General features: G+C 72.0%; 17 protein-coding genes. 5 read left to right on the top strand and 12 right to left on the bottom strand.

Annotation, left to right across the window (positions count from 1 at the left end):
- Positions 1-13: 13 nt before the first annotated feature.
- The 3 genes from IE267_RS17115 to IE267_RS17125 all read left to right on the top strand — a co-directional run bounded on the left by IE267_RS17115 (position 14) and on the right by IE267_RS17125 (position 2,708).
- Complete coding sequence (locus IE267_RS17115; RefSeq protein ID WP_189763815.1) at positions 14-613, top strand: GNAT family N-acetyltransferase; 600 nt, start codon at positions 14-16, stop codon at positions 611-613.
- Between the two features lie 220 nt (positions 614-833).
- Positions 834-1,625 carry a polysaccharide deacetylase family protein gene (locus IE267_RS17120; RefSeq protein ID WP_167152213.1) on the top strand — a complete coding sequence of 264 codons (792 nt, stop codon included), beginning with the start codon at positions 834-836 and terminating at the stop codon, positions 1,623-1,625.
- 93 nt (positions 1,626-1,718) lie between these two features.
- The gene (locus IE267_RS17125; protein ID WP_189763816.1) at positions 1,719-2,708 is read left to right on the top strand and encodes an NAD-dependent epimerase/dehydratase family protein; all 990 of its coding nucleotides are present in this window, start codon (positions 1,719-1,721) and stop codon (positions 2,706-2,708) included.
- 63 nt (positions 2,709-2,771) lie between these two features.
- Here IE267_RS17125 and IE267_RS17130 read toward each other — a convergent pair whose 3' ends face one another.
- Positions 2,772-3,563 carry an SGNH/GDSL hydrolase family protein gene (locus IE267_RS17130; RefSeq protein WP_167152215.1) on the bottom strand — a complete coding sequence of 264 codons (792 nt, stop codon included), beginning with the start codon at positions 3,561-3,563 and terminating at the stop codon, positions 2,772-2,774.
- 213 nt (positions 3,564-3,776) lie between these two features.
- Here IE267_RS17130 and IE267_RS17135 point away from each other — a divergent pair, with 213 nt between their 5' ends.
- On the top strand, positions 3,777-4,940 hold the full coding sequence (locus tag IE267_RS17135; protein ID WP_229861278.1) for an erythromycin esterase family protein: 1,164 nt from the start codon (positions 3,777-3,779) through the stop codon (positions 4,938-4,940).
- 66 nt (positions 4,941-5,006) lie between these two features.
- Here IE267_RS17135 and IE267_RS17140 read toward each other — a convergent pair whose 3' ends face one another.
- Both IE267_RS17140 and IE267_RS17145 read right to left on the bottom strand, forming a co-directional pair.
- A complete protein-coding gene (locus IE267_RS17140; RefSeq protein WP_189763818.1) occupies positions 5,007-6,245 on the bottom strand; it encodes a S53 family peptidase in 1,239 nt (412 codons plus the stop codon).
- 305 nt (positions 6,246-6,550) lie between these two features.
- A complete protein-coding gene (locus IE267_RS17145; RefSeq protein ID WP_189764034.1) occupies positions 6,551-8,644 on the bottom strand; it encodes an alpha-galactosidase in 2,094 nt (697 codons plus the stop codon).
- A 165-nt stretch (positions 8,645-8,809) separates the two neighbouring features.
- Here IE267_RS17145 and IE267_RS17150 point away from each other — a divergent pair, with 165 nt between their 5' ends.
- Positions 8,810-9,625 carry a tyrosine-protein phosphatase gene (locus IE267_RS17150; protein ID WP_189763819.1) on the top strand — a complete coding sequence of 272 codons (816 nt, stop codon included), beginning with the start codon at positions 8,810-8,812 and terminating at the stop codon, positions 9,623-9,625.
- A gap of 6 nt (positions 9,626-9,631) precedes the next feature.
- On the opposite strand, the gene IE267_RS17155 is transcribed toward IE267_RS17150, so the two are convergent.
- From IE267_RS17155 to hpnE, 9 genes are all read right to left on the bottom strand, one after another.
- Positions 9,632-9,805, bottom strand: a complete 174-nt coding sequence (locus IE267_RS17155; protein ID WP_229861312.1) for a DUF6126 family protein — start codon at positions 9,803-9,805, stop codon at positions 9,632-9,634.
- Positions 9,806-9,837: 32 nt separating this feature from the next.
- Positions 9,838-10,434 (bottom strand): helix-turn-helix domain-containing protein, encoded by a 597-nt coding sequence (locus IE267_RS17160; protein WP_161248373.1) that lies wholly within the window; start codon positions 10,432-10,434, stop codon positions 9,838-9,840.
- A gap of 68 nt (positions 10,435-10,502) precedes the next feature.
- On the bottom strand, positions 10,503-12,053 hold the full coding sequence (locus IE267_RS17165; RefSeq protein ID WP_229861279.1) for an aspartate aminotransferase family protein: 1,551 nt from the start codon (positions 12,051-12,053) through the stop codon (positions 10,503-10,505).
- Positions 12,050-13,957 (bottom strand): 1-deoxy-D-xylulose-5-phosphate synthase, encoded by a 1,908-nt coding sequence (gene dxs / locus IE267_RS17170; RefSeq protein ID WP_189763820.1) that lies wholly within the window; start codon positions 13,955-13,957, stop codon positions 12,050-12,052. Before dxs ends, IE267_RS17165 begins: the two co-directional genes overlap by 4 nt.
- A 211-nt stretch (positions 13,958-14,168) precedes the next feature.
- Positions 14,169-15,191 (bottom strand): adenosyl-hopene transferase HpnH, encoded by a 1,023-nt coding sequence (gene hpnH / locus IE267_RS17175; protein ID WP_100575387.1) that lies wholly within the window; start codon positions 15,189-15,191, stop codon positions 14,169-14,171.
- Between the two features lie 5 nt (positions 15,192-15,196).
- Positions 15,197-15,841: a phosphorylase family protein gene (locus IE267_RS17180; protein ID WP_189763821.1), complete on the bottom strand. Its 645-nt coding sequence runs from the start codon at positions 15,839-15,841 to the stop codon at positions 15,197-15,199.
- Complete coding sequence (gene shc / locus IE267_RS17185; protein WP_189763822.1) at positions 15,841-17,835, bottom strand: squalene--hopene cyclase; 1,995 nt, start codon at positions 17,833-17,835, stop codon at positions 15,841-15,843. Before shc ends, IE267_RS17180 begins: the two co-directional genes overlap by 1 nt.
- A gap of 107 nt (positions 17,836-17,942) precedes the next feature.
- Complete coding sequence (locus IE267_RS17190) at positions 17,943-19,052, bottom strand: polyprenyl synthetase family protein (protein WP_167152231.1); 1,110 nt, start codon at positions 19,050-19,052, stop codon at positions 17,943-17,945.
- A complete protein-coding gene (hpnE, locus tag IE267_RS17195) occupies positions 19,049-20,431 on the bottom strand; it encodes a hydroxysqualene dehydroxylase HpnE (RefSeq protein ID WP_189763823.1) in 1,383 nt (460 codons plus the stop codon). The genes IE267_RS17190 and hpnE overlap by 4 nt, the downstream gene beginning before the upstream one ends.
- Positions 20,432-20,563 lie beyond the last annotated feature (132 nt).

The raw sequence follows: 20,563 nt of genomic DNA on the forward strand, positions 1-20,563 counted from the left end.
CCATGATGCGGGGATGATCACTCCGATACCGCCCGTGGTGCCCGCGGGCCGCATGGCCCGGCAGCAGCAGCCGACCTTCGTCCTGCCCGGCGGCCGTGAGCTGCGCCCCTGGCGGGAGACCGACGCGGACACGCTGGTCGCCTCGTGCCTGGATCCGGAGATCGTGCGCTGGAACCGCGTCGAGCAGCTGTCACCGGCCACGGCCCGCCGGAAGATCGCCCAATGGGGGCAGCGCTGGGCGGAGGAGGCAGCGGCGATCTGGGCGATCTCGCGGCGCGAGGACGACCGGGCCGTGGGCCTGATGGGACTGGGCGACTTCGATCTCCGGGGCGGCAGCGCGGAGCTCCTCTACTGGCTGCTCCCGTCCGGCCGTGGCGAAGGCGCCGCGCTCGACGCCACCGTACGGGTCAGCCGGTGGGCGCTGGATGAGCTCGGGCTGCACCGGCTGAGGCTCACGCACTCCGTGGGCAACCCGGCCTCGTGCCGGGTGGCGCAGCGGGCCGGGTTCGCCCTGGAGGGCACGATGCGCAGCGCTCTGCTGCACGCCGACGGCTGGCACGACGAGCACCTGCACGCCCGCGTCGCAGGCGACCCCTGGCCGGACGGCAGCTGACCCCACCCCCGGGGGCCGTCGCGCACCGCACGGCCCCACCGGGAGGCCGGGGCGGCGCGCGCCACCGGTACCGCCTGCGTCGCTCCAGCGGTTCGCACGGGCCGGGCAGAGCCCACGGCCACCCCGCTATGCACTCGATGTATACACCTCGCGTATAGTCCGACGAGGGCCCCCACCTGGGGACCTCTCGACGAACACACCCGACGGGGAGGGCACCGCCATGCCCAAAAACACCGCACGCTCCATACGCACGCGGGCCGCCGCGGGCCTGTCCACCGTCGCCGCACTGACCCTGACCCTGGCCGGCTGCGGCCAGGACTCCACCTCTCCCGAGGAGGCCCGCGGCCAGGCGCCCGCCGGCAGCGTGGCGAAGGCGGCCGGAGCCGGCGCGCCAGGCGCGGTGGACTGCGCGACGGCGAAGTGCATCGCCCTGACCTTCGACGCGGGGCCGGGCCCGCACACGCCCCGGCTCCTGGACATCCTCGCGGAGAAGAAGGTGCACGCCACCTTCTTCCTCCTGGGCAAGAGGCACGTGGACACCTACCCGGAGACCGTCCGCAGGGCGGCAGCCGAGGGACACGAGATCGCCAACCACACCTGGACGCACCGCCGTCTCGACCAGCTGAAGCCGGGCGAGATCCGCTCGGAGCTCGACCGCACCCAGCAGGCGGTCAAGGCCATCACCGGCCATGAGCCCACGCTGATGCGCCCGCCGCAGGGCCGTACCAACAACGACGTGAAGGCCGTCACCAAGGAGCTCGGACTCTCCCAGGTGCTGTGGAGCGCCACCGCCAAGGACTACGACACCACCGACAGCGCGCTGATCAAGGAGCGCATCCTGAACCAGGCCGGACGCGACGGCATCATCCTGCTGCACGACATCTACGACGGCACCGTGCCCGCCGTACCCGGGATCATCGACGAGCTGAAGCGGCGCGGATACACCTTCGTGACGGTCCCTCAGCTGCTCGCACCCGGCGCGCCCCGGCCCGGCGCGCTCTACCGGCCGTAGCCTCGGCCCGCGCGTTCCGGTCCCGCCGACGGACGATTACGCCCACAGCAAGCAGCCTTTCCCGACGGCTCCGCGCGGGGCAGAGTCATGGCCATGAGGGTGCTGATGCTGGGCGGGACGGAGTTCGTCGGGCGGGCCGTGACCCAGGCCGCGCTCGCACGCGGCCACGAGGTGACGGTCTTCCACCGGGGGCGGCACGAGCCGCCGGCCGGGGTGAGCACGCTGCACGGCGACCGCACCGCCGACGGCGGCCTCGCGGCGCTCGCGGACGGGGAGTGGGACGTCGTCGTGGACACCTGGTCGCACGCGCCGGCCGCGGTCCGGGACACGGCCCGGCTGCTGGCCGGGCGGGCGGGCCGTTACGTGTACGTGTCGAGCCGCTCGGTGCACCCCCATCCGACGCCGGCCGGCGCGGACGAGAGCGCGCCGGTGGTGACGGGCTCGCCCGACGAGTCGGGCGAGGTGGACTATCCCCGCGCCAAGCGCGGCGGCGAACTGGCGGCGGTACGCGAATTCGGCCTGGAGGGAGCCCTGTTGGTGCGGGCGGGCCTGATCCTCGGACCGTGGGAGAACATCGGCCGGCTGCCGTGGTGGCTGGGCCGGGCCGCGCGTGGCGGCGAGATGCTGGCGCCGGGCCCGCGCGATCTGGGCATCCAATACATCGACTGCCGGGACCTGGCGGAGTGGATCCTGAACGCCTCCGAGGCCGGACTAGGCGGCCCGTACACCCTCGTCAGTCCGGAGGGTCACGCCACGATGGGCTCGCTCCTCGACGCCTGCGTACGGGTCACCGGGGGCCGGGCGGTGCCGCGCTGGACCGGCCCCGAGCCGATCCTCGCCGCCGGGATCGAGCCCTGGCAGCACCTTCCGGTGTGGATTCCGCCGGGCGAGCTGCACGACACGATGCACCGCAGCGCCGTCACGAAGGCGCTGGCAGCCGGACTGCGGTGCCGTCCCGTCGAGGAGACGGTCGCCGACACCTGGACCTGGCTCCGCTCGATCGGTGGCACCGCGCCCCAGCGCGCCGACCGCCCGCGGGTCGGCCTCGACCCGGCCGTGGAGGCGAGGGTACTGGCCGGCTGACACCGAGGCCCCCCACCGCACCACAGCGGCCCGGGCGCCCACCGCAGCAGTGCTGACGGACCGTCAGAGAGGCAGCAGATCAGGGCGCTTGGCCGAGACCGCGTCGCCCGACGACTCGCCGCGCAGCCGTCGCCCGATCCACGGCACGAGGTACTCGCGCGCCCAGTGGATGTCGTCGCGCCGCACCTCAAGGGTGCCCCGCGGCGGCAGCGGGGGCCACGGCTGGTCCGGGTCGGCCGGGACCTCGAAGCCGAGCACCTGGGCGGCGCGCAGCGCGACCCGGGTGTGCCCCTCGGCGGAGAGGTGCAGCCGGTCGCCGTCCCAGGCGCGCCGGTCCTGAACCGACTTGAGCGACCAGAGGTCGAGCACCGGGCAGTCGTAGCGGTCCGCGATGGCCCGCACATGCCCGTTGTACGTCGCGATCTTCCCCCGGAGATGGCGGAGCAGAGCGACACCCCGCGTGTCGAAGCCCGTGGTCACCATGACCGTGCCGACGGCCGGTTTCAGATCGGCGAGGGCGCGCTCGAACCGCTCGGCCACCTCGTCCGGGTCCGTACCCGGGCGGATGATGTCGTTGCCGCCCGCACAGAAGCTCACCAGGTCGGGAGCGAGCTCCTTGGCCCTGGGCACCTGGTCCTCGACGATCTGGTCGAGGAGCTTGCCCCGGACGGCGAGGTTGGCGTAGCGGAACGTCCCCTCCGGCCGCTGGTCCGCGAGGAGCACGGCGAACCGGTCGGCCCAGCCGACGAACGTCCCATCGGGTCCGGGGTCGCCGACGCCCTCGGTGAAGCTGTCACCGATCGCCGCGTACGACCCGAACGTGCCGCTGCTGAATGATCTCGAATCGTCTGCCACGAGTGCTTATCCTCCACCTCGGCAAGTGACCTACGCCACCGTAGGGAGGGGTTGACGGGGGGTGATATAGACCACCCGGTCAGTTCTCCGAGTTCGGGAATAGGGCGGCGGCAACGCACAACTCGGCCTGGAGACAGGATGGTTGACGCCGTGGAAGGCGTCGCGGACTCACCCCTTGACCTCGACCGTGCTTCAGGTCGGAGGGTTGGCGGCATGAACAACGACACCGCTTCCAGCCGGGTTCCGCTGTCCGGCTCCGCACTCGACGAGCTCGCCGCGAGCGTGGCCGGCGCGGCGACGATCGTCGGCATCGGAGGGTCCACCCGCTTCTCCCGGGAGGTCTCCGGCGTGCAGGACCAGCTCCTGCGCCGCCTTGTCCTGCACCACGGCTTCCGCGCGCTCGCCCTTCAGGACGGCGCGGGGGCCGGCGCCGAGCTCGACCGCTATGTGCGCGGCGGTGCGGGCTCGGCCGCCGACGCGCTCGCCGGCGCCTGGCGGCCCCAGCGCACCGAGGAGACGGTCGCCGCCCTGGAGTGGATCCGCGCCTTCAACCGGGACCACCCCGACGATCCCGTACGGGTCTTCGGAGTCAAGCCCGTTCAGGCCGGGCGGGACGACTACGACGCCGTCCTCGGGTATGTGCGCAGTTCGGCGCCCGGACAACTGGCCGCCGTGGCAGCCCACTTGGACCCCGTCCGCACCGCCCACGACATCGACGAACACGTGCAGCGGGCCCGGGGCACCCACCCCGGGCGCCCCTTCGCCGAGCGCGCCCGGGACGCGCTCGCGCTGGTCCGCTCGCTGCCGCGCACCGACGGGTACGACGACGTCCTGGCGCGGCTGCGGCTGATCGTGGACTTCCACGAGCACAGCGTGGCCGGGCGGGGCGACTACGGGGGCGAGGCCGCGGTGTGGTCGGACGTCATCGGGGACTTCCGGCGCCGGACCGGCGCGCGCGTCGTCTATTGGGACGGCATCGCCCACACCGCGGCGGCCGGAACGGTCCTGGGCATGGCCCCGCAGGCCGGCCCCCGGGCCAGTGTCGGCAGCGTGCTGCGCGAGCGCTTCGGGTCGCGGTACGTGTCCGTCGCCGTCGGCTTCCACCACGGCGACCTCGGGTCCGTCGTCGTCCCGGAGCCCGGCGCCGATCTGGTCGACGCGCGGCTCGGCGCGGTGGACGCGCCCGCCCACTGGCTGGACCTGCGGGCCGGGGACGTGCGCCGCCAGTGGGACGGCCCGGCGAAGGCACGGGTCATCAGCGGGGTCTACGACCCGGCCCAGGACGCGACCGGGTACATCGGCGTCGCCTCGCTCGCCGATGCCTTCGACGTGCTCGTCCACATCCGCCGGGTGTCGCCGGTGCGCCCACTGCCCTGATCCACCCCCCGGACACGGCGAAGGGGGCCGCCGCGGTGCGACGGCCCCCTCGGTGGGGGGGGGAGATCAGCCGGTGAAGGCCGCCGTGCCGTTCGGGGTGCCGAGGCCGGTCGGACCGTCGTAGCCCGCGCCCGCCTTGCACAGGTAGTCGCTGCAGCTTCCGTTGGCGCCTGAGGTGACGTCGTTCAGGGACCCGGTGTGGGCGTAGGGGAAGGAGGACGGGGTGGAGCCCCCGGCCGGGGCGCCGGCCAGGGCGTACACGCCGGCGATGATCGGCGAGGAGGCGCTGGTGCCGCCGTACACGTTCCAGCCGTTGGCCTGGTAACTGTCGTACACCGCAAGGCCGGTGGCCGGGTCGGCGACCGCGGACACGTCCGCCACCGCGCGCTTGGCGCAGCCGGAGTCCTTCTGCCAGGACGGCTTCGGGTCGTACGCAGAGCAGCCGGAGCCCGCGCCCTCGCCGCCGGCGCTGGTGCCCCAGACCGACTCGGACCAGCCGCGCGTGCTGCTGTCCTGCTTCAGGGAGGTGCCGCCGACCGCCGTGACGTACGGGGAGGCGGCCGGGTACTCGACGCCGTAGCCGCTGTCACCGGAGGAGACGGTGATGGCGACGCCCGGGTGGTTGAAGTACTGGCTGTCGGCCGTGGTGTCGGAGGCGTCCTCGCTGCCGCCGTAGCTGTTGGAGACGAACTTGGCGCCCATGGTCACCGCGCGGTTCACCGCGGCACCCAGGTCGTCCATGTTCGCCGAGTTCGCCTCGACGAGCAGGATGTGGCACTGCGGGCACACCGCGCTGACCATGTCGACGTCGAGCGAGATCTCACCGGCCCAACCCGAGTCCGCCGTCGGGTAGTTGGTGCCGCCGTTCTGGTCGACCTTCTTGAAGCAGCCGTTCGCGGTGGTGCACGCGGGCAGCCCGTACTGCGAGCGGTAGGTCGCCAGGTCCTGCTCGGCGTTCGGGTCGTCCTGCGCGTCCACGATCGCCACGGTCTGGCCCGAACCGCCGTCGGCCGGAAGGTTGTAGGCCTTCTGGAGGTCGGCGGGCCCGAGGCCGGAGGGGGCGGCGTCGGCGGTGATGCCTCTGTGCTGCTTGACGTCCGTGCGCTCGAGAGCGAGGCAGTGCATGGTGCCCGCGGACTGCGAGGCGCACAGCGGCTTCACGTTGGACGCCGGATCGCCGGCCTGCTGCGCGGTGGCGGACGGAGCCGCGGCGAGCAGACCGCCGGTGACGAGCGCGAGAAGGGAGAGCAGCGCCGATGCACCGCCCCGTCGTTGTCCGAACCTGGGGGTTCGTATGTGTTGCACGGTTCTTCCTCCATGGGGGGATCGTCCGGTCCTGGGGCGGACCGGACGCGAAGAAACGTCGTGTGCATGACAAATTGACGTTCGGATGCTGCCACCACGCGAAGTGGGGGCAGTCACGAACGTACCTACAGGCCCCACTGGTTGACAGGCGCCTCAAGGCAAAGGCTTTCTATCGACTATGAGGAGGCGTGAGCTCGGCGTGACGGAGCCGTGAAGAGGTCAGGGCGGAACGGTCAACCCCCTTGTACGCACGTCGGGTTGGGGGCAATGAGGTTTCGCGCCATGTCCGCCGGAGCGCCGGGCGGCTACCTCCTGCGGACCCGGAGGACCGTCGCGTCCAGGTCCCCGCGCAGGCCGGTGGCGAGCCCCCGGTGGAGCAGCACGGCTCCGCTGTGCGCGGTCCCGGTCTCCAGGCACGTGTAGGAGGCGGCCGGATCCAGCCCGCGCAGCCGCAGGGCGGGCGGCGGCTCCCCGTGGTGCTGGGCCTGGAGCCAGGCCAGGACCACGGTGTCGTCGCCCCGGGTGTACTGCACCGCGCTCAGGCCGCCCTCGGGTGCCCGCAGCCGGTACTGGGCGCCGAGCTGCACGACGGGCCGGATCTCTTTGTAGAGCGCCACCCAGTCGCGCGCCTCGGCGAGTTCGGCGGGGCTCCAGCGGGTCAGATCGCCGCCGATGCCGAGCACCCCGGCCATCGCGCTCACGAAGCGGAACCTCAAGGTGCTGACGCGGCCGTTGAGTTGCGTGTTCGGACTGTCGGTCACCCAGGCGGCCATGACCCGCGCCGGATGCAGCTGGCTGAAGCCGTGCTGGATGGCGAGCCGGTCCAGCGGGTCGGTGTTGTCGGACGTCCACACCTGGTCGGTGCGCGCGAGCACCCCGAGGTCGATGCGGCCGCCACCGCCCGAACAGGACTCGAAGGCCACCTGCGGGTGAGCGGCGCGCAGTCGGTCGAGCAGGTCGTAGAAGGCGTGCACATGCGCGGTCCACAGCCGCTGCGGATACGGCTCACCCGGCCAGCCGGCATCCGTGAAGCAGCGGTTGAAGTCCCACTTGACGTAGTCGACGGGCACGCTGGAGAGCAGGGCGTCCAGCTGACCCCAGAGGTGTTCGCGTACGTCCTGGCGGGCCAGGTTCAGCACGAGCTGGTTGCGGAACTCGGTGCGTTCGCGGCCGGGCTGGAACTGCACCCAGTCGGGATGGGCGCGGTACAGCTCACTGTCCGGGTTGACCATCTCCGGCTCCACCCAGATGCCGAACTGCATTCCCAGGCCGTGCACTTCCTCGGCCAGTGGCCTCAACCCACCCGGGAATCGGGCCGGGTTGGGAGTCCAGTCGCCGAGTCCGGCGGCGTCGTGGGTGCGGGCGCCGAACCAGCCGTCGTCGACGACGAACAGCTCCACGCCGAGGCCGGCCGCCCGGTGGGCGAGGGTGCGCTGCTGGTCCTCGGAGATGTCGAAGCGGGTGGCCTCCCAGGAGTTGTAGAGCACCGGCCGCAGCTGTCCGGATCGCGGGACCACATGGGCCAGCTGCCAGCTGTGCCACTCCCGGCTCGCCCCGCCGAAGCCCTCCGCGCTCCACAGCCCGGCGAACACCGGCGAGTCGTACGTCTCGCCGGGCCCGAGCAGCACCAGGCCCGCATCGTCGTACCCCGCACCGCCGTTGATCTGGACACGGCCGCCGGGCAGCTGCTGTACGACGATGCGCCAGGACCCCGACCAGGCGAGCGCGCACCCGTACACCTCGCCGCTCTCCTCGGTCGCGGCGCCCTCGGCATCCAGCGCGACCCAGGGCAGGTGCTGGTGCCCGGTGTGCCCGCGCCGGCTGCCGAGCACCTTCTCGCCGGGCGTGAGGCCGCCCCGTACGAGACGGGACTCGGCGGCCCAGCGGCCGTGCAGCTGGGACAGGCGCCAGCCGTCGCGTTCGGGCAACGTCCAGGTCGCGGCATCCGCGCGCAGCAACTCCACTGATCCGTCGGCCCCTTGGTGGGTCGCCGTCAGCCGGCGTTCGACGACGTCGAAGTCGTCGCGCATCCGGTAGTGCAGGGTGAGCGCGAGCCCGTTCACGGGGTCGGTGAAGCCCACCCCCAGCTCGTCCCCCGCGATCTCCGCGCCGACGAATTCCCAGGCGGTGCCGCGAGCCCGCCCGGTGCGCACCGAGAGCGCGGGGCGCACGAAGCGGGGTCCGCCCTCGACCGGGTACTCCTCGCGTCCGTCCATGCGGGACTCGAAGGGCCAGTGGGGCGGCAGCGGCTCGCGGGCCAGGGCTTCCGCGTCGGCGACCGTGATTCTGGGACCCCAGTGGAGGTGGAGGAGTTCATCGCGGTCCGTGAGATGCAGCGCGTAGCTGCTCGACCGCCCCGAAAGCAGCCAGAGGCGTCCGTTGTCACCGGTCTCGATCATCATGCCCCCCAGATCCGCACACGTACGCACAGGATCAGGGGCGTGGTACCGCCACGGCAACGGCCGTGCACCGGGGCGCACCGGCGATGGTTGCCCCAGAAACGCATGTCGTATCGTCGACAGACGCGCAGGACGCGCCACCCAGGATCGACGTCAGGAGTCCCCGTGACCCAGCAGATTCCGCAGGTCCCCGCGGCAGAGCCCGAGCTCTCGGGGGTGCGCAACTTCCGGGACGTGGGAGGTTTGCCGACCGTGGACGGGCTGCGGGTGCGCGGCGGCCGGCTCTTCCGCAGCGGGCACCTCGCGCACGCCACCGAGGCCGACGCGGCCTTCCTCGCCACCCTGGGCCTGCACACCGTCTTCGACTTCCGCAATGCCGGGGACCAGAAGCTGGAGGGGCCCGACATCGCGCTTCCGGGCGTGCGCAACGTGAACATCCCGCTGACCGATCCGGCCGACGGGGCCGAGTTCTGGAAGATGGTCCGCGACGGCGACCTCGACGAACTGCGTTCCCTGCTCGGAGGCACCAAGGGCGCGGACCGGATGATCCACTCGTACCGCGAGATCATCACCCGGCGCACCGCCGAGCACAGCCGGGTGCTGCACGCGCTCGCCGAGGACAGCGTGCCCGCCCTGATGCACTGCGCCGCCGGCAAGGACCGGGCGGGTCTGTCCATCGCGGTGGCGCTGCTCGCGGTCGGCGTCGAGCGGGACGCCATCGAGGCGGACTACCTCAAGTCCAACGATCCGCACCGCCGTTACAAGGTGCGCCGCACCAGTACGTCGGCGGACGCGATGTCCCCCGAGGTGATGGACCTCCTCAGCCCCCTCTTCGACGCCCGCGCCGACTATCTGCACGCCGCGTTCGACACCATCGAGGAGACCTGGGGCACCACCGACCGCTACGTCGCCGAGGGCCTCGGGGTCTCCCCCGAGACCCGTGAGCGGCTGCGCGAGCGCCTCCTGGACGGCGCGGTCTGAGAGCGGTTACTTCCCGCCCACCTCGAAGAGCAGGTAGAGGAACCCCGCGAAGATGTGTCCGGCGACGAGGTAGGCGAAGAGCCGCACGACCAGGCCCCGGGGGAACTTGGTCTCCGCGGTCTCCTCGATGCTCCTGCGCGGTGCCGGCGCCTCGGCGGGCTCGGCCTCGTGCTCGGACATCCCGGTCCCGTTCTCCATGGCGTGCCGTCCTCTCAGCTGTGCGGGTGGTGCGGATGCGGATCGGGGCTCTGCAGCAGGGTGTGCACGAACAGGAACTCCGCTCCCCCGTGCGAGGCGGCGGAGATCCGGTGCGGGGTCAGCGAGTCGAAGTGCGCGCTGTCCCCGGGGTCGAGTTCATGGGTGGCGTCCCCCAGGCTGAGCCGGAGCCGTCCGGTCAGGACGTAGAGCCACTCCTCACCGGGGTGGACCCGCACGAGTTCGCCCTGGGTGCCGTACGGCACCTCGACGCGCAGCGCCTGCATCGCGCGGCCGGACGCGCCGGTCTGGTGGTATGTCCAGCCGTCGGCCTCGCGGGGTGCGGCGCGGCCGGCCCGGATGACGGGCTCGCGCTCGGGAGGCATCTCGCCGAGCAGCTCGGAGACCGTCGTACCGTAGATGCGGGCGAGCCCGAGCAGCATCGGCAGCGAGGGCTGGCGGGCCCCCGTCTCCAGCCGTGAGAGGTGCGCGGGCGAGAGGCCGGCCCGCTGGGCGGCGGCCTCCAGGGTGAGACCGCGGCGGCGGCGCAGTTCGCGCAGCCGGGGCGCGACGCCCGGAAGCGCCGCGACGTCGTCGTCGGCAGGAGTGCTCATGCACTCCATTCAGGCAGGCCATTGCCTCAGAGGCAAACTTTTTGCCTCTGAGGCAAAAGCCGCCCGGCTCAGCGGTTGGCGACCGCCTGTTTCACCAGGGTCCGGCCGAAGTCCCACATCAGCCCGCCGCCGCCGTGCGCGTCGTCCATGACGGCGGTGAAGGCCGCCACGAAGCGGTCCACCTCGCGTTCCGTGATGGTCAGCGGCGGAATCAGCTTGATGACTTCGAGATGGTCGCCGGAGACCTGGGTGAGGATCCGGTGCTTCTGGAGCAGCGGCACGACGACCATCTGCGCGAACAGTCCCTTGCGGGCCGCCTGGAGCATCGTCCAGCGGCTGCGCAGCTTGAGCGAGGACGGCCGGCCGAACTCGATGCCGATCATGAGTCCTCGCCCGCGTACGTCCGCGAGGAGCTCGTAGCGGTCGATCAGGGCGGCGAGCCGGGTGCGCAGCAGATCGCCCGTGGCGCGTGCGTTGGCGACGACACCCTCGTCCTCCATGACCGAGAGCACCGCGAGCCCGGCCGCCATCGCCTGGGCGTTGGAGCCGAAGCTCGCCGAGTGGACCAGGACGCGGTCCATCGACGAGTAGACCTTCTTGAAGATCCACTCCTTGCCGAGGGTCGCACCGACCGGCACATAGCCACCGGAGAGCGCTTTCGCGACGCACACCAGGTCCGGCTCCACACCCTCGTCGTGCTGGTAGGCGTAGAAGTCACCGGTACGGCCCAGGCCGGTCTGCACCTCGTCGGCGATGAGCAGCGCCTTGTGCCGGTGGAGGAGCTCCTGGGCCGCGCGCAGATAACCGGGCGGCGACTCGTGCACGCCCTTGCCCTGGATCGGCTCGACGATGAGGGCCGCGACGTCGCCGCGCTTCAACTCCCTTTCCAGTGCGGCCAGATCACCGAGCGGCAGCGCGGTGTCGGGCAGCAGCGGGGCGAAGCCGTCGCGGAAGCCGGACTCGCCGTTGACCGAAAGCGAGCCGGTCGTCAGGCCGTGGAAGGCGTGCGAGCAGTACAGGACGCGGGGCTTCCCGGTGGCGTAGCGGGCGAACTTGAGAGCGGTCTCCACCGCCTCGGTACCGCTGTTGCCGAAGAACACCCGGTCCAGATGCGGGCTGTGCGCGAGCAGCTTCTCGGCGAGCAGGCCGGGCAGCGGCTGGCAGTCGAAGCGGGTCAGGTCCGCGAGCGAGGCGTCCAGCACGTCGTGCAGGGCCTTGCGCACGACGGGGTGGTGCCGTCCGAGCCCCATCACCCCGAACCCCGCGAGCATGTCGAGGTAGTCGTTGCCCTCGGAGTCCCAGAAGTACGCGCCCTCGGCCCGCTCGTAGACCCGGTCGAAGCCGATGGTGTGCAGCATCCGGGGGAGCTGGTGGTTGAGGTGTTTGGCGTGCAGTTCGTAGCGCTCGGCCCCGCGCTCGGCGAGCAGCCGCGTCAGATCGAAGCCCTTGCCCCGCGGGGCACCGGAGCCACCCGCCGCGAAGCTCCCGTCCTGGGCGGCCTCGGCCCCGGGTGCTGCGGGGGCCGCGGCCCGGGAGGCCTCGGCGCAAGGTGTCGCGAAGCTCTCCCGGGGGGCTTCGGTGTCGGGTGTCGGGCCGGTCGTCGGCTCGCCGTCGGTCATGCGTCGTTCTCCTTCCCGGCCGCCGCGGCGGCTTCCTCCGTGGCCGCCAGCGCGGCGCCGATCCGTCCCGCGATCTCCACCGGGGTGAGCCCGATGTCGGCCAGTACCTCGCCGCGTCCGGCGTGCGCGAGGAACTGTTCGGGGATGCCGAAGCCGCGCAGCGGCACATCGACCCCGGAGTCGCGCAGGGCCTGCCCGACGGCCCAACCCACGCCCCCCGTACGGACGTTGTCCTCCACCACGGCGACCAGGCGGTGCCGCGCGGCGAGCGGCGGGAGCTGTTCGTCGACGGGTTTGACCCAGCGCGGGTCGACCACCGTGCAGGAGATGCCGCGCCCGGCGAGCAGCTCGGCCGCCTGAAGGCAGACGGGCGCGAGGACGCCGACCGCCACGAGCAGCACGTCGGCGTCCTCGTCCCGGCGCAGCACGTCCAGGCCGCCGAGCCGGGCGAGCGCCGGGACGTCGGGCCCGACGGACTCCTTGGGGAAGCGCACCACCGTCGGCGCGTCGGCCACGTCCACGGCCTCGCGCAGCTGGGCCCGCAACTGGGCCGCGTCGCGCGGTGCGGCGATCCTGAGGCCCGGCACGACCTGGAGCACCGACAGGTCCCACATGCCGTTGTGGGACGGCCCGTCGACGCCGGTCACCCCGGCCCGGTCGAGCACGAAGGTCACCCCGCACCTGTGCAGGGCCACGTCCATCAGAACCTGGTCGAAGGCGCGGTTGAGGAACGTCGCGTACACCGCGACGACGGGGTGCAGACCGCCGGTGGCGAGCCCGGCCGCCGAGACCGCCGCGTGCTGCTCCGCGATGCCGACGTCCCAGACCCGTTCGGGGAAGAGCTCGGCGAACCTGGTCAGGCCGGTGGGGTGCAGCATGGCGGCGGTGAGGGCCACGATGTCCGGCCGCTCGGCGCCGAGCCGGGCCAGCTCATCGCCGAACACCGCTGTCCAGGAAGGGCCGTTGGAGGGTGTGAGCGGTACGCACGTGAGCGGGTCCATGGCGCCGACCGTGTGGAAGCGGTCGGCCTCGTCGTCGAGGGCGGGCTGATAGCCGCGGCCCTTCTCGGTGAGGCAGTGCACGAGTACCGGTCCGTGGAAGCGCTTGGCCCGCCGCAGCGCGGACTCGACGGCCTCCGTGTCGTGCCCGTCGACCGGGCCGACGTACTTCAGACCCAGGTCCTCGAACATGCCCTGCGGGGCGAAGGCGTCCTTGAAGCCTTTCTTCGCACCGTGCAGCGACTCGTACAGGGGCTGCCCGACGACGGGCGTGTTCTGCAGCACGTCCTTGCCCCAGGCCAGGACCCGCTCGTAGCCGTCGGTGGTGCGCAGGGTGGCGAGATGGCCGGCGAGGCCGCCGATGGTGGGCCCGTAGGAGCGCTCGTTGTCGTTGACGACGATGATCAGCGGACGGTCCCGGGCGGCGGCGATGTTGTTCAGCGCCTCCCAGGCCATGCCGCCGGTGAGCGCGCCGTCACCGATGACGGCGACGACGTGGCCGTCCCTGCCGAGCACTTCGTTCGCCTTGGCGAGGCCGTCGGCCCAGCCGAGGACCGTCGAGGCGTGGCTGTTCTCGATGACGTCGTGCTCGGACTCGGCGCGCGAGGGGTAGCCCGACAGGCCCCCCTTGGTACGCAGCTTCGAGAAGTCCTGGCGCCCGGTCAGCAGTTTGTGCACGTAGCTCTGGTGCCCGGTGTCCCACAGGATGCGGTCGACGGGTGACTCGAAGGCCCGGTGCAGAGCGATGGAGAGCTCGACCACCCCCAGGTTGGGTCCGAGGTGACCGCCGGTGCGGGCCACCGCGGGGATCAGGAACTCCCGTATTTCCTGGGCGAGTTCACCGAGTTCCGCCTGATCAAGTGCTTGCAGGTCTTGCGGCCCCCGGATGTTCTCCAAGATCGTCACGTTCGGGCCCCCACTTTCTGATGCTGTTCGGCTCACGATCGGCCTCGGGCCCGGCTCCCGTCGGCCGCACCGGGACGGGAACGGGCGCGTCCCCACGGGCCGCGGCCGGCCCGGACCGGCCGGGGCGAGTCGCGCGACGCGGTGCACGCGCGGCGGCCGGGCCGGCGGTGCGGTGAGCCCCGGGGAGGCCGGCTCCCCGGGGCTCATCGCCTCACCCGCGGTTGCCCTGGACGGTCTCGCGGACCGCCCGGAGCGACTCCTTGAGCGACCCCATGGTCGCGAGTACGGCGGTCGGCTCGTAGCCGCAGTGCGCCATGCAGTTCGCGCACCGCTCGTCGCGACCGCGTCCGTACTTGCTCCAGTCGGTCTCCTCGACCAGCTCCCGGTACGTCGGCACGTACCCGTCGCTCATCAGGTAGCAGGGTCGCTGCCAGCCGAAGAGCGAGTAGTTGGGGATCGCCCACGCCGTGCACGGGAAGTCGGCCTTGCCCTCCAGGAAGTCCAGGAAGAGCGGCGAGTGGTTGAGCCGCCAGCGGGCCCGGTTGCCGCCGGAGAACGCCTTCTTGAAGAGCTCCCGCGTCTGCTCGACACCCAGGAAGTGCTCCTGGTCGGGTGCCTTCTCGTAGGCGTACGCGGGCGAGATCATCATCTCGTCGACCTTGAGGTCGTCGTTGAGGAAGTTGAGCACCTCGATGATGGTCTGCGGGGTGTCGGTGTTGAAGAAGGTCGAGTTGGTGGTGACCCGGAAGCCCTGTCGCTTGGCCTCCTTGATCGCCTCCACCGCCTCGTCGAACACACCCTCCTTCGCGACCGACTCGTCGTGCCGCTCGCGCAGCCCGTCGATGTGCACGGCGAAGGCGAAGTACGGCGACGGTGTGAACTTCTCCAGCTTCTTGCGCATCAGGAGCGCGTTGGTGCACAGGAAGACGTATTTGCGCTTGGCCACCAACTGGCGCACGATCTCGTCGATCTGAGGGTGCATCAGGGGTTCGCCGCCCGCGATGGAGACCATCGGCGCGCCGGACTCCAGAACCGCTCCGACGGCCTGGGCCACCGGCATGCGCTGCTTCAGGATTCCGGCCGGATGCTGAATCTTTCCGCAGCCCTCGCATTTCAGGTTGCAGGCGAAGAGCGGTTCCAGCTCGACGATCAGCGGGAACTTCTCACGCTTGCGCAGCTTCTGTTCAAAGAGATAGGTCCCGACCCTGATGGACTGGCGAAGCGGCATGGCCATCTGGCTCACCTCCTGGGGAGCAGCAAAGAACGGTGCCATTCAAAGAAAGCGGGAAGGACGGCACGAAGAACGCGGAAGGCTGATATTCCACCGCGCACCGTGCCAATCCGGACGAGTTCATGTTCTGGAGCGTCCACGACCACCCGTACGGCCGCAACCGGGCGCGATCCGGCCTGCCGGGCGGCCCGCAGCGTGGCGGCGGACTCCATGTCCACCGCGATCGCCCCGGTCGCCCTGAGACCGGCCCGTTCGGGGCCGCGTACGACGTGGTCCGACCCGGTGAGCGGGCCGGTGTGGACGGTACGGCCCGGCAGCGCTTCGGCGAGTGCCTTGGCGAGCACCTCGGTGCCGGTGCACACCGTGACGCCGTCCGGGCCGCGGGTTTCCTCGGCGACGACCAGGTCCCCGGGATGCATCCCGGGGACGAGGCCGGCGCAGAAGCCTGAGGCGATGACCGCCGCGTCGCGCATCCCGGCCGCGCCGAGCGTGCGGGTCATCGCGCGTTCGGCGGCCGCGGGACCCATGCCGCTGCGCAGCACGGTGACCGGGCCCGCCGCGCCGCCGTGGGCGCCGCGCAGCGCGAGCCGCTCGATGGTGAGCGCACAGGCGATCACCAGCGGCACGGGCGGCGGGCCCTGGGGGGTGTCCATCAGCTCCCCTTGGCGGCGTTGGGGGAGAACGGTTCTCCATGGACGTACCGGCCGAGCGCGGTCAGCGGGAAGACCTGCCGGTAGAGGTGGTAGTTGATCGAGAAGTCCCAGGGGAATCCGGTGCCCGTGAAGTACGGCTCGTCCCAGGAACCGTCGGCGCGCTGGTTCTCGGCGAGCCAGGCGACGCCGCGCTCGGCGGCCCTGCCGTCCCGCTCCCCCGCCGCGAGCAGCGCGAGCAGCGCCCAGGCCGTCTGCGAGGCGGTGGAGGGTCCCCGGCCCATCCATTCGGTCTCGCCGTAGGAGCGCAGGTCCTCGCCCCAACCGCCGTCGTCGTTCTGCACGGACTCCAGCCAGCCGACCGCCCGGCGGATCGCGGGGTGCGCGGCGGGGATGCCGGCGGCGACCAGGGCGGGCACCACCGACCCCGTTCCGTATACGTAGTTGACGCCCCAGCGGCCGAACCAGGCCCCGTTGGCCTCCTGTTCGGCCAGCAGCCACTCGATGCCGCGCCGGGTGCGCGGGTCGTGCGACTTGCCCTCGTAGGCGAGCATCTCCACCACGTGTGCGGTGACGTCGGCCGAGGGAGGGTCGATGACCTCGCCGAAGTCGCAGAACGGCAGCCGGTTGGGGAAGGCGCTGGTGTTGTCGGCGTCGAACGCGCCCCAGGCCCCGTTCTTCGACTGCATCCCGAGGTTCCAGCGCACCCCGCGGGCGATGGCCGCCTCGACCTTCTCCTGCTGGGGGTGCTTGACGCGGCGCAGCGCGAGGATGACCTCGGCGGTGTCGTCGATGTCGGGGTAGTTGTCGTTGTGGAACTCGAACGCCCAGCCCCCCGGCTCCAGTTGGGGGCGGCGCACGGCCCAGTCGCCCGGGCGCGTGATCTCCTCCTCCAGCATCCAGTCGGCCGCCTTGACGAGGGCGGGGTGGTCGCCGGGCACGCCCGCGTCGGCGAGTGCGATGGCGGCGAGGCAGGTGTCCCAGACCGGGGACTGGCAGGCCTCGATCATCCGGGCGCCGTCCTCGCGCCACACCGCGAACCGGTCCAGGGACTCCAACCCGGCCCGCATGACCGGGTGTTGGAGGTCGTAGCCGAGCAGATGCAGGGCGATCACCGAGTACACGGCGGGAGGCTGGATGCCGCCCCAGCAGCCGTCGTTCTCCTGGCGTTCCACGATCCAGCGGGCGGCGCTGCGCATCGCGGCCCGCCGCAGCGCGCGGGGGGCCACCTTGTGGTAGGCGTGCAGCACCTTGTCGAGCCGCTGGAACGCGCCGTCCCAACTAGCCACCGGGGCAAGGGGTTTGGCCGGGCTGGGGCGCCGGGGGTCGGTGTGCAGCTCGTCGAGCGCGAAGGGCGCGGGGCGCACCGGCCGCTTCGCCGAGACGACCGTGAGCGGCACGATGGTCTGCCGGGCCCAGCAGCCGAAGTCGTAGATGTTGAGCGGTACCCACTTGGGCAGGAAGATCAGCTCGGGCGGCAGCTCGGGCAGGTCGTCCCACTTCCACCAGCCGAACAGGGCCAGCCAGATGCGGGTGAAGACCCGGCTCGCGGCGATGCCGCCCTTGGCTCTGATCCAGGCCGCGGCACGGGCCATGTGCGGGTCGTCGGGCAGGTCACCGGCCAGCCTGAGCGCGACGTACGCCTCGACGGTGGTGGAGAGTTCGCCGGGGCCGCCGTAGAAGGTGGCCCAGGTCCCGTCGTCGCGCTGCTCGCCCCGGATGAAGAGGGCGGCCGCCCGCAGCGTCTTCTCGTCCTGGATGCCGAGGAACTGACGCAGCAGCAGGTCCTCGGCGTCCATGGTGACGTTGGTCTCCAGGTCGCCCTTCCACCAGCCCTGGGCGTCCTGCCGCGCCAGCAGGTGCTCGACGCCCCGCTCGGCGGCCTGCCGGGCGGCTTCGAGTACCGCGTCCGCGCCGGGAGTGATCCCGGTTGTTGCACTGGCCGCGGCGGCCCGGGGCCGCGGGGCCCCGGTGCTTCCGTCGGTCGTCGCTGTCATGGCTTCCCCTTCGTGCAGTAGCTACTTCTGCTGTGCTGGGGTCTCCGTCGGAGGCGGCCCGGTCTCCCGGGCCGTTCCGGCGACTGCGAGTCATATGCGAATAGTGATCATCTCTTTCGGACGACGACGAAGTCCGCGAGCGCGGTGAGCTGTGCGCGGACCTTTTCCGGCATGTCGACGGCGTCGAGCGCCTGGATCGCGATGGTGTGCTGCCTGCGGGCCTCCTGCGAGGTCCACTCGCGGCCGCCGGCCTCCTCGATCAGGGCCGCGCGGGTGGCGAACTCGGCTTCGGAGAAGCTGTCGAAGTCATTGCTCTTGGCGTCGGCGGCGAGCAGTTCGCCGAGCCGGGTGGAGGCCGGGCCGCCCGCGGCGAGCGCGGCGACGACCGGCAGCGACTTCTTGCGCTGGCGCAGGTCGCTCCACGTCTGCTTGCCCGTGGCGTCCGGGTCGCCCCAGATGCCGAGCAGGTCGTCGACGGCCTGGAAGGCGAGACCGAGGTGGTAGCCGTACGCCTCCAGGGTGTCGGCCGTGCGGTCGTCGGCGCCGCCGAGGACGGCGCCGATGGAGACGGCGCAGGCGAGCAGCGCGCCCGTCTTGTTGCCCTCCATCTCCAGGCACTCCTCGACGGTGACCCGCTCGCGGTGCTCGTAGGAGATGTCCTGGGCCTGACCGTCGATCAACTTCCTTGTGGCGGTGGTGAGTCGGCGCGTCGCCCGACCCGCCTCGACCGTGCCGAGTTCGAGGAGGACCTCGTTGGCGAGGGCGAACAGGGCGTCGCCGACGAGGATCGCCTGGGCGGGGCCGTGGACCTTCCAGACCGTGTCGCGGTGGCGGCGCTGCTCGTCGCCGTCCATGAGGTCGTCGTGCAGGAGCGAGAAGTTGTGCACGAGCTCCACCGCGACCGCTCCCGGCACGCCGACCTCGGCGGCGGCGCCGGCCGCCTCCGCGGAGAGCAGGGCGAGGGCGGGCCGTACGGCCTTGCCGCCGTCACCGTCCGCCGGACGCCCCTCGGCGTCGATCCACCCGAAGTGGTAGGCGGCGACGGTGTCCATGGGAGCCGCGAGCCGGTCGACGGCCGCGCGCAGCTCCGGAGTCGACAGCGCGCGCCCCCGCTCCAGCAGGGCGGTGACGTCCACGGTGTCCACAGCCGGATTCGCCGAAGCCGAAGGCACAGTCGGCACAGTCTCTCCTCTTGTTCCAGTACTGCTAACAGTCATGCCGCCTCCTGAAGCGGATGGACATGGGGGCGGCCGAGGGTGGAGAGAGCGGCGCCGGCGGCACTGAATCCGCTGCGCACGGCACCCTCCATGGTCGCGGGCCAGCCGGTCGCGGTCCACGCGCCGGCCAGGTACAGGCCGTCCGCACGGGTCCGCGCCGAAGGCCGCAGCCGTCCGACGCCGGGGGTGGGGGCGAACGTCGCCGTACGCTCCCGGGTGACGAAGAAGTCGAGGATCTCCGCGCCGCGGGCCGCGGGCAACAGCTTTTCCAGTTCGGGCAGATAGCGGGCGCGCAGTTCGGCCACGGGGAGCTCGATCTCGTCCCCGGCGTCCGACTGCGAGACGGCCAGATACTGCCCCTGGCCGGTGAAGCCCGAGGAGTCCGTCCGGTCGAAGACCCACTGCACCGGGGAGCCGAGCGCCGCGAAGAAGGGCTGCTTGAGCACCTTGCGGTCGTAGACGACGTGCACATTGAGGATCGGCGCGGTGCCGATGCCGAGGAGCTTGTCCGGCTCGTCGAGCGCGCCCTCGGGCAGCAGGTCGTGGGTCTCCTTCTGCGGTACGGCGAGCACGACGACCTCGGCCTCCAGCGTCCCTCCGGCCAGCTCGACCCGCCAACTGCCGTTCTCCGTACGGGAGATGGACTCGGCCTTGGTGCGCGTGTCGACGCGCACGCCCGCCGACTCCAGGGCCTTGCGGGCCAGCGTGTCGTGCAGCTCGCCGAGCGGCACCCGGGCCCAGCCGATGTCGGCGGCGCCCGCCTCGGAGAGCAGTCCGGTCTTGAAGACCATGGCGGCCAGGCCCAGGGAGGCGTGCGGCGCGGTGGCGTTGAGGGTCGCCACGCCGACCAGGTCCCACAGGGCTTCGATGGTGCGGTCGGACTGGCCGTGCCGGCCGAGCCACGTCGCGAAGTCGACGTCGTCGAGGGCCGGGTCGGCCGGGTCGAGCTTCTTGAGCGCGAGCGCGGCGCGCCCGACCGAGGCGCGCTCGGCGAGCGAGAGGTGCGGGTAGGTCGCGAGGCTGCGCCCGAGGTGCAGCGGCACGGGCAGCGGGTCGCGGCGCAGCCGTCCGAGCCGGGGCCCCCCGGGGTGCGCGACGTCGAGGACGGGAACGTCCAACCGGGCCTGGACGGGGGCGAGTTCGGCCCCGTCGACCCGGTCGAGGAACCAGCGGTAGGCGGTGCAGCAGCGCAGATAGACGTGCTGGCCGTTGTCCACGGTGAGGTCGCCGCGCCGGAACGAGAACGCGAGACCGCCGAGTCGCGGGCGGCCTTCCACCAGGGTCACACCGAGGCCCGCGTCGGCGAGTTCGAGCGCCGCGGTGATGCCGGCGAGTCCGCCGCCGATCACCACCGCTCGCTGGGACCGCGTGTCGTTCATGCCGTCTCCCCCTGGGCCGCGCCGGTGCCCCGCACGCGGCGGGCCGACGCAGTCGAGGACGCATCGCCGCACGGTGAAGTTGCACGTCGGGCCCGCGTCGTCGTCCTCGGCCCTTCGTCCGGGTGAGCGTGG

It is taken from the genome of Streptomyces xanthochromogenes, assembly GCF_014650455.1.
GTDB lineage: Bacteria > Actinomycetota > Actinomycetes > Streptomycetales > Streptomycetaceae > Streptomyces > Streptomyces xanthochromogenes.

Coding starts and splice junctions, on each gene's coding strand:
- hpnE (WP_189763823.1), bottom strand. CDS start 20,431: ATGAACGACACGCGGTCCCAGCGAGCGGTGGTGATCGGCGGCGGACTC.
- IE267_RS17160 (WP_161248373.1), bottom strand. CDS start 10,434: ATGAGCACTCCTGCCGACGACGACGTCGCGGCGCTTCCGGGCGTCGCG.
- IE267_RS17120 (WP_167152213.1), top strand. CDS start 834: ATGCCCAAAAACACCGCACGCTCCATACGCACGCGGGCCGCCGCGGGC.
- IE267_RS17145 (WP_189764034.1), bottom strand. CDS start 8,644: ATGATCGAGACCGGTGACAACGGACGCCTCTGGCTGCTTTCGGGGCGG.
- IE267_RS17125 (WP_189763816.1), top strand. CDS start 1,719: ATGAGGGTGCTGATGCTGGGCGGGACGGAGTTCGTCGGGCGGGCCGTG.
- shc (WP_189763822.1), bottom strand. CDS start 17,835: ATGACAGCGACGACCGACGGAAGCACCGGGGCCCCGCGGCCCCGGGCC.
- IE267_RS17165 (WP_229861279.1), bottom strand. CDS start 12,053: ATGACCGACGGCGAGCCGACGACCGGCCCGACACCCGACACCGAAGCC.
- IE267_RS17115 (WP_189763815.1), top strand. CDS start 14: ATGATCACTCCGATACCGCCCGTGGTGCCCGCGGGCCGCATGGCCCGG.
- IE267_RS17135 (WP_229861278.1), top strand. CDS start 3,777: ATGAACAACGACACCGCTTCCAGCCGGGTTCCGCTGTCCGGCTCCGCA.
- hpnH (WP_100575387.1), bottom strand. CDS start 15,191: ATGGCCATGCCGCTTCGCCAGTCCATCAGGGTCGGGACCTATCTCTTT.
- IE267_RS17155 (WP_229861312.1), bottom strand. CDS start 9,805: ATGTCCGAGCACGAGGCCGAGCCCGCCGAGGCGCCGGCACCGCGCAGG.
- IE267_RS17180 (WP_189763821.1), bottom strand. CDS start 15,841: ATGGACACCCCCCAGGGCCCGCCGCCCGTGCCGCTGGTGATCGCCTGT.
- IE267_RS17190 (WP_167152231.1), bottom strand. CDS start 19,052: ATGACTGTTAGCAGTACTGGAACAAGAGGAGAGACTGTGCCGACTGTG.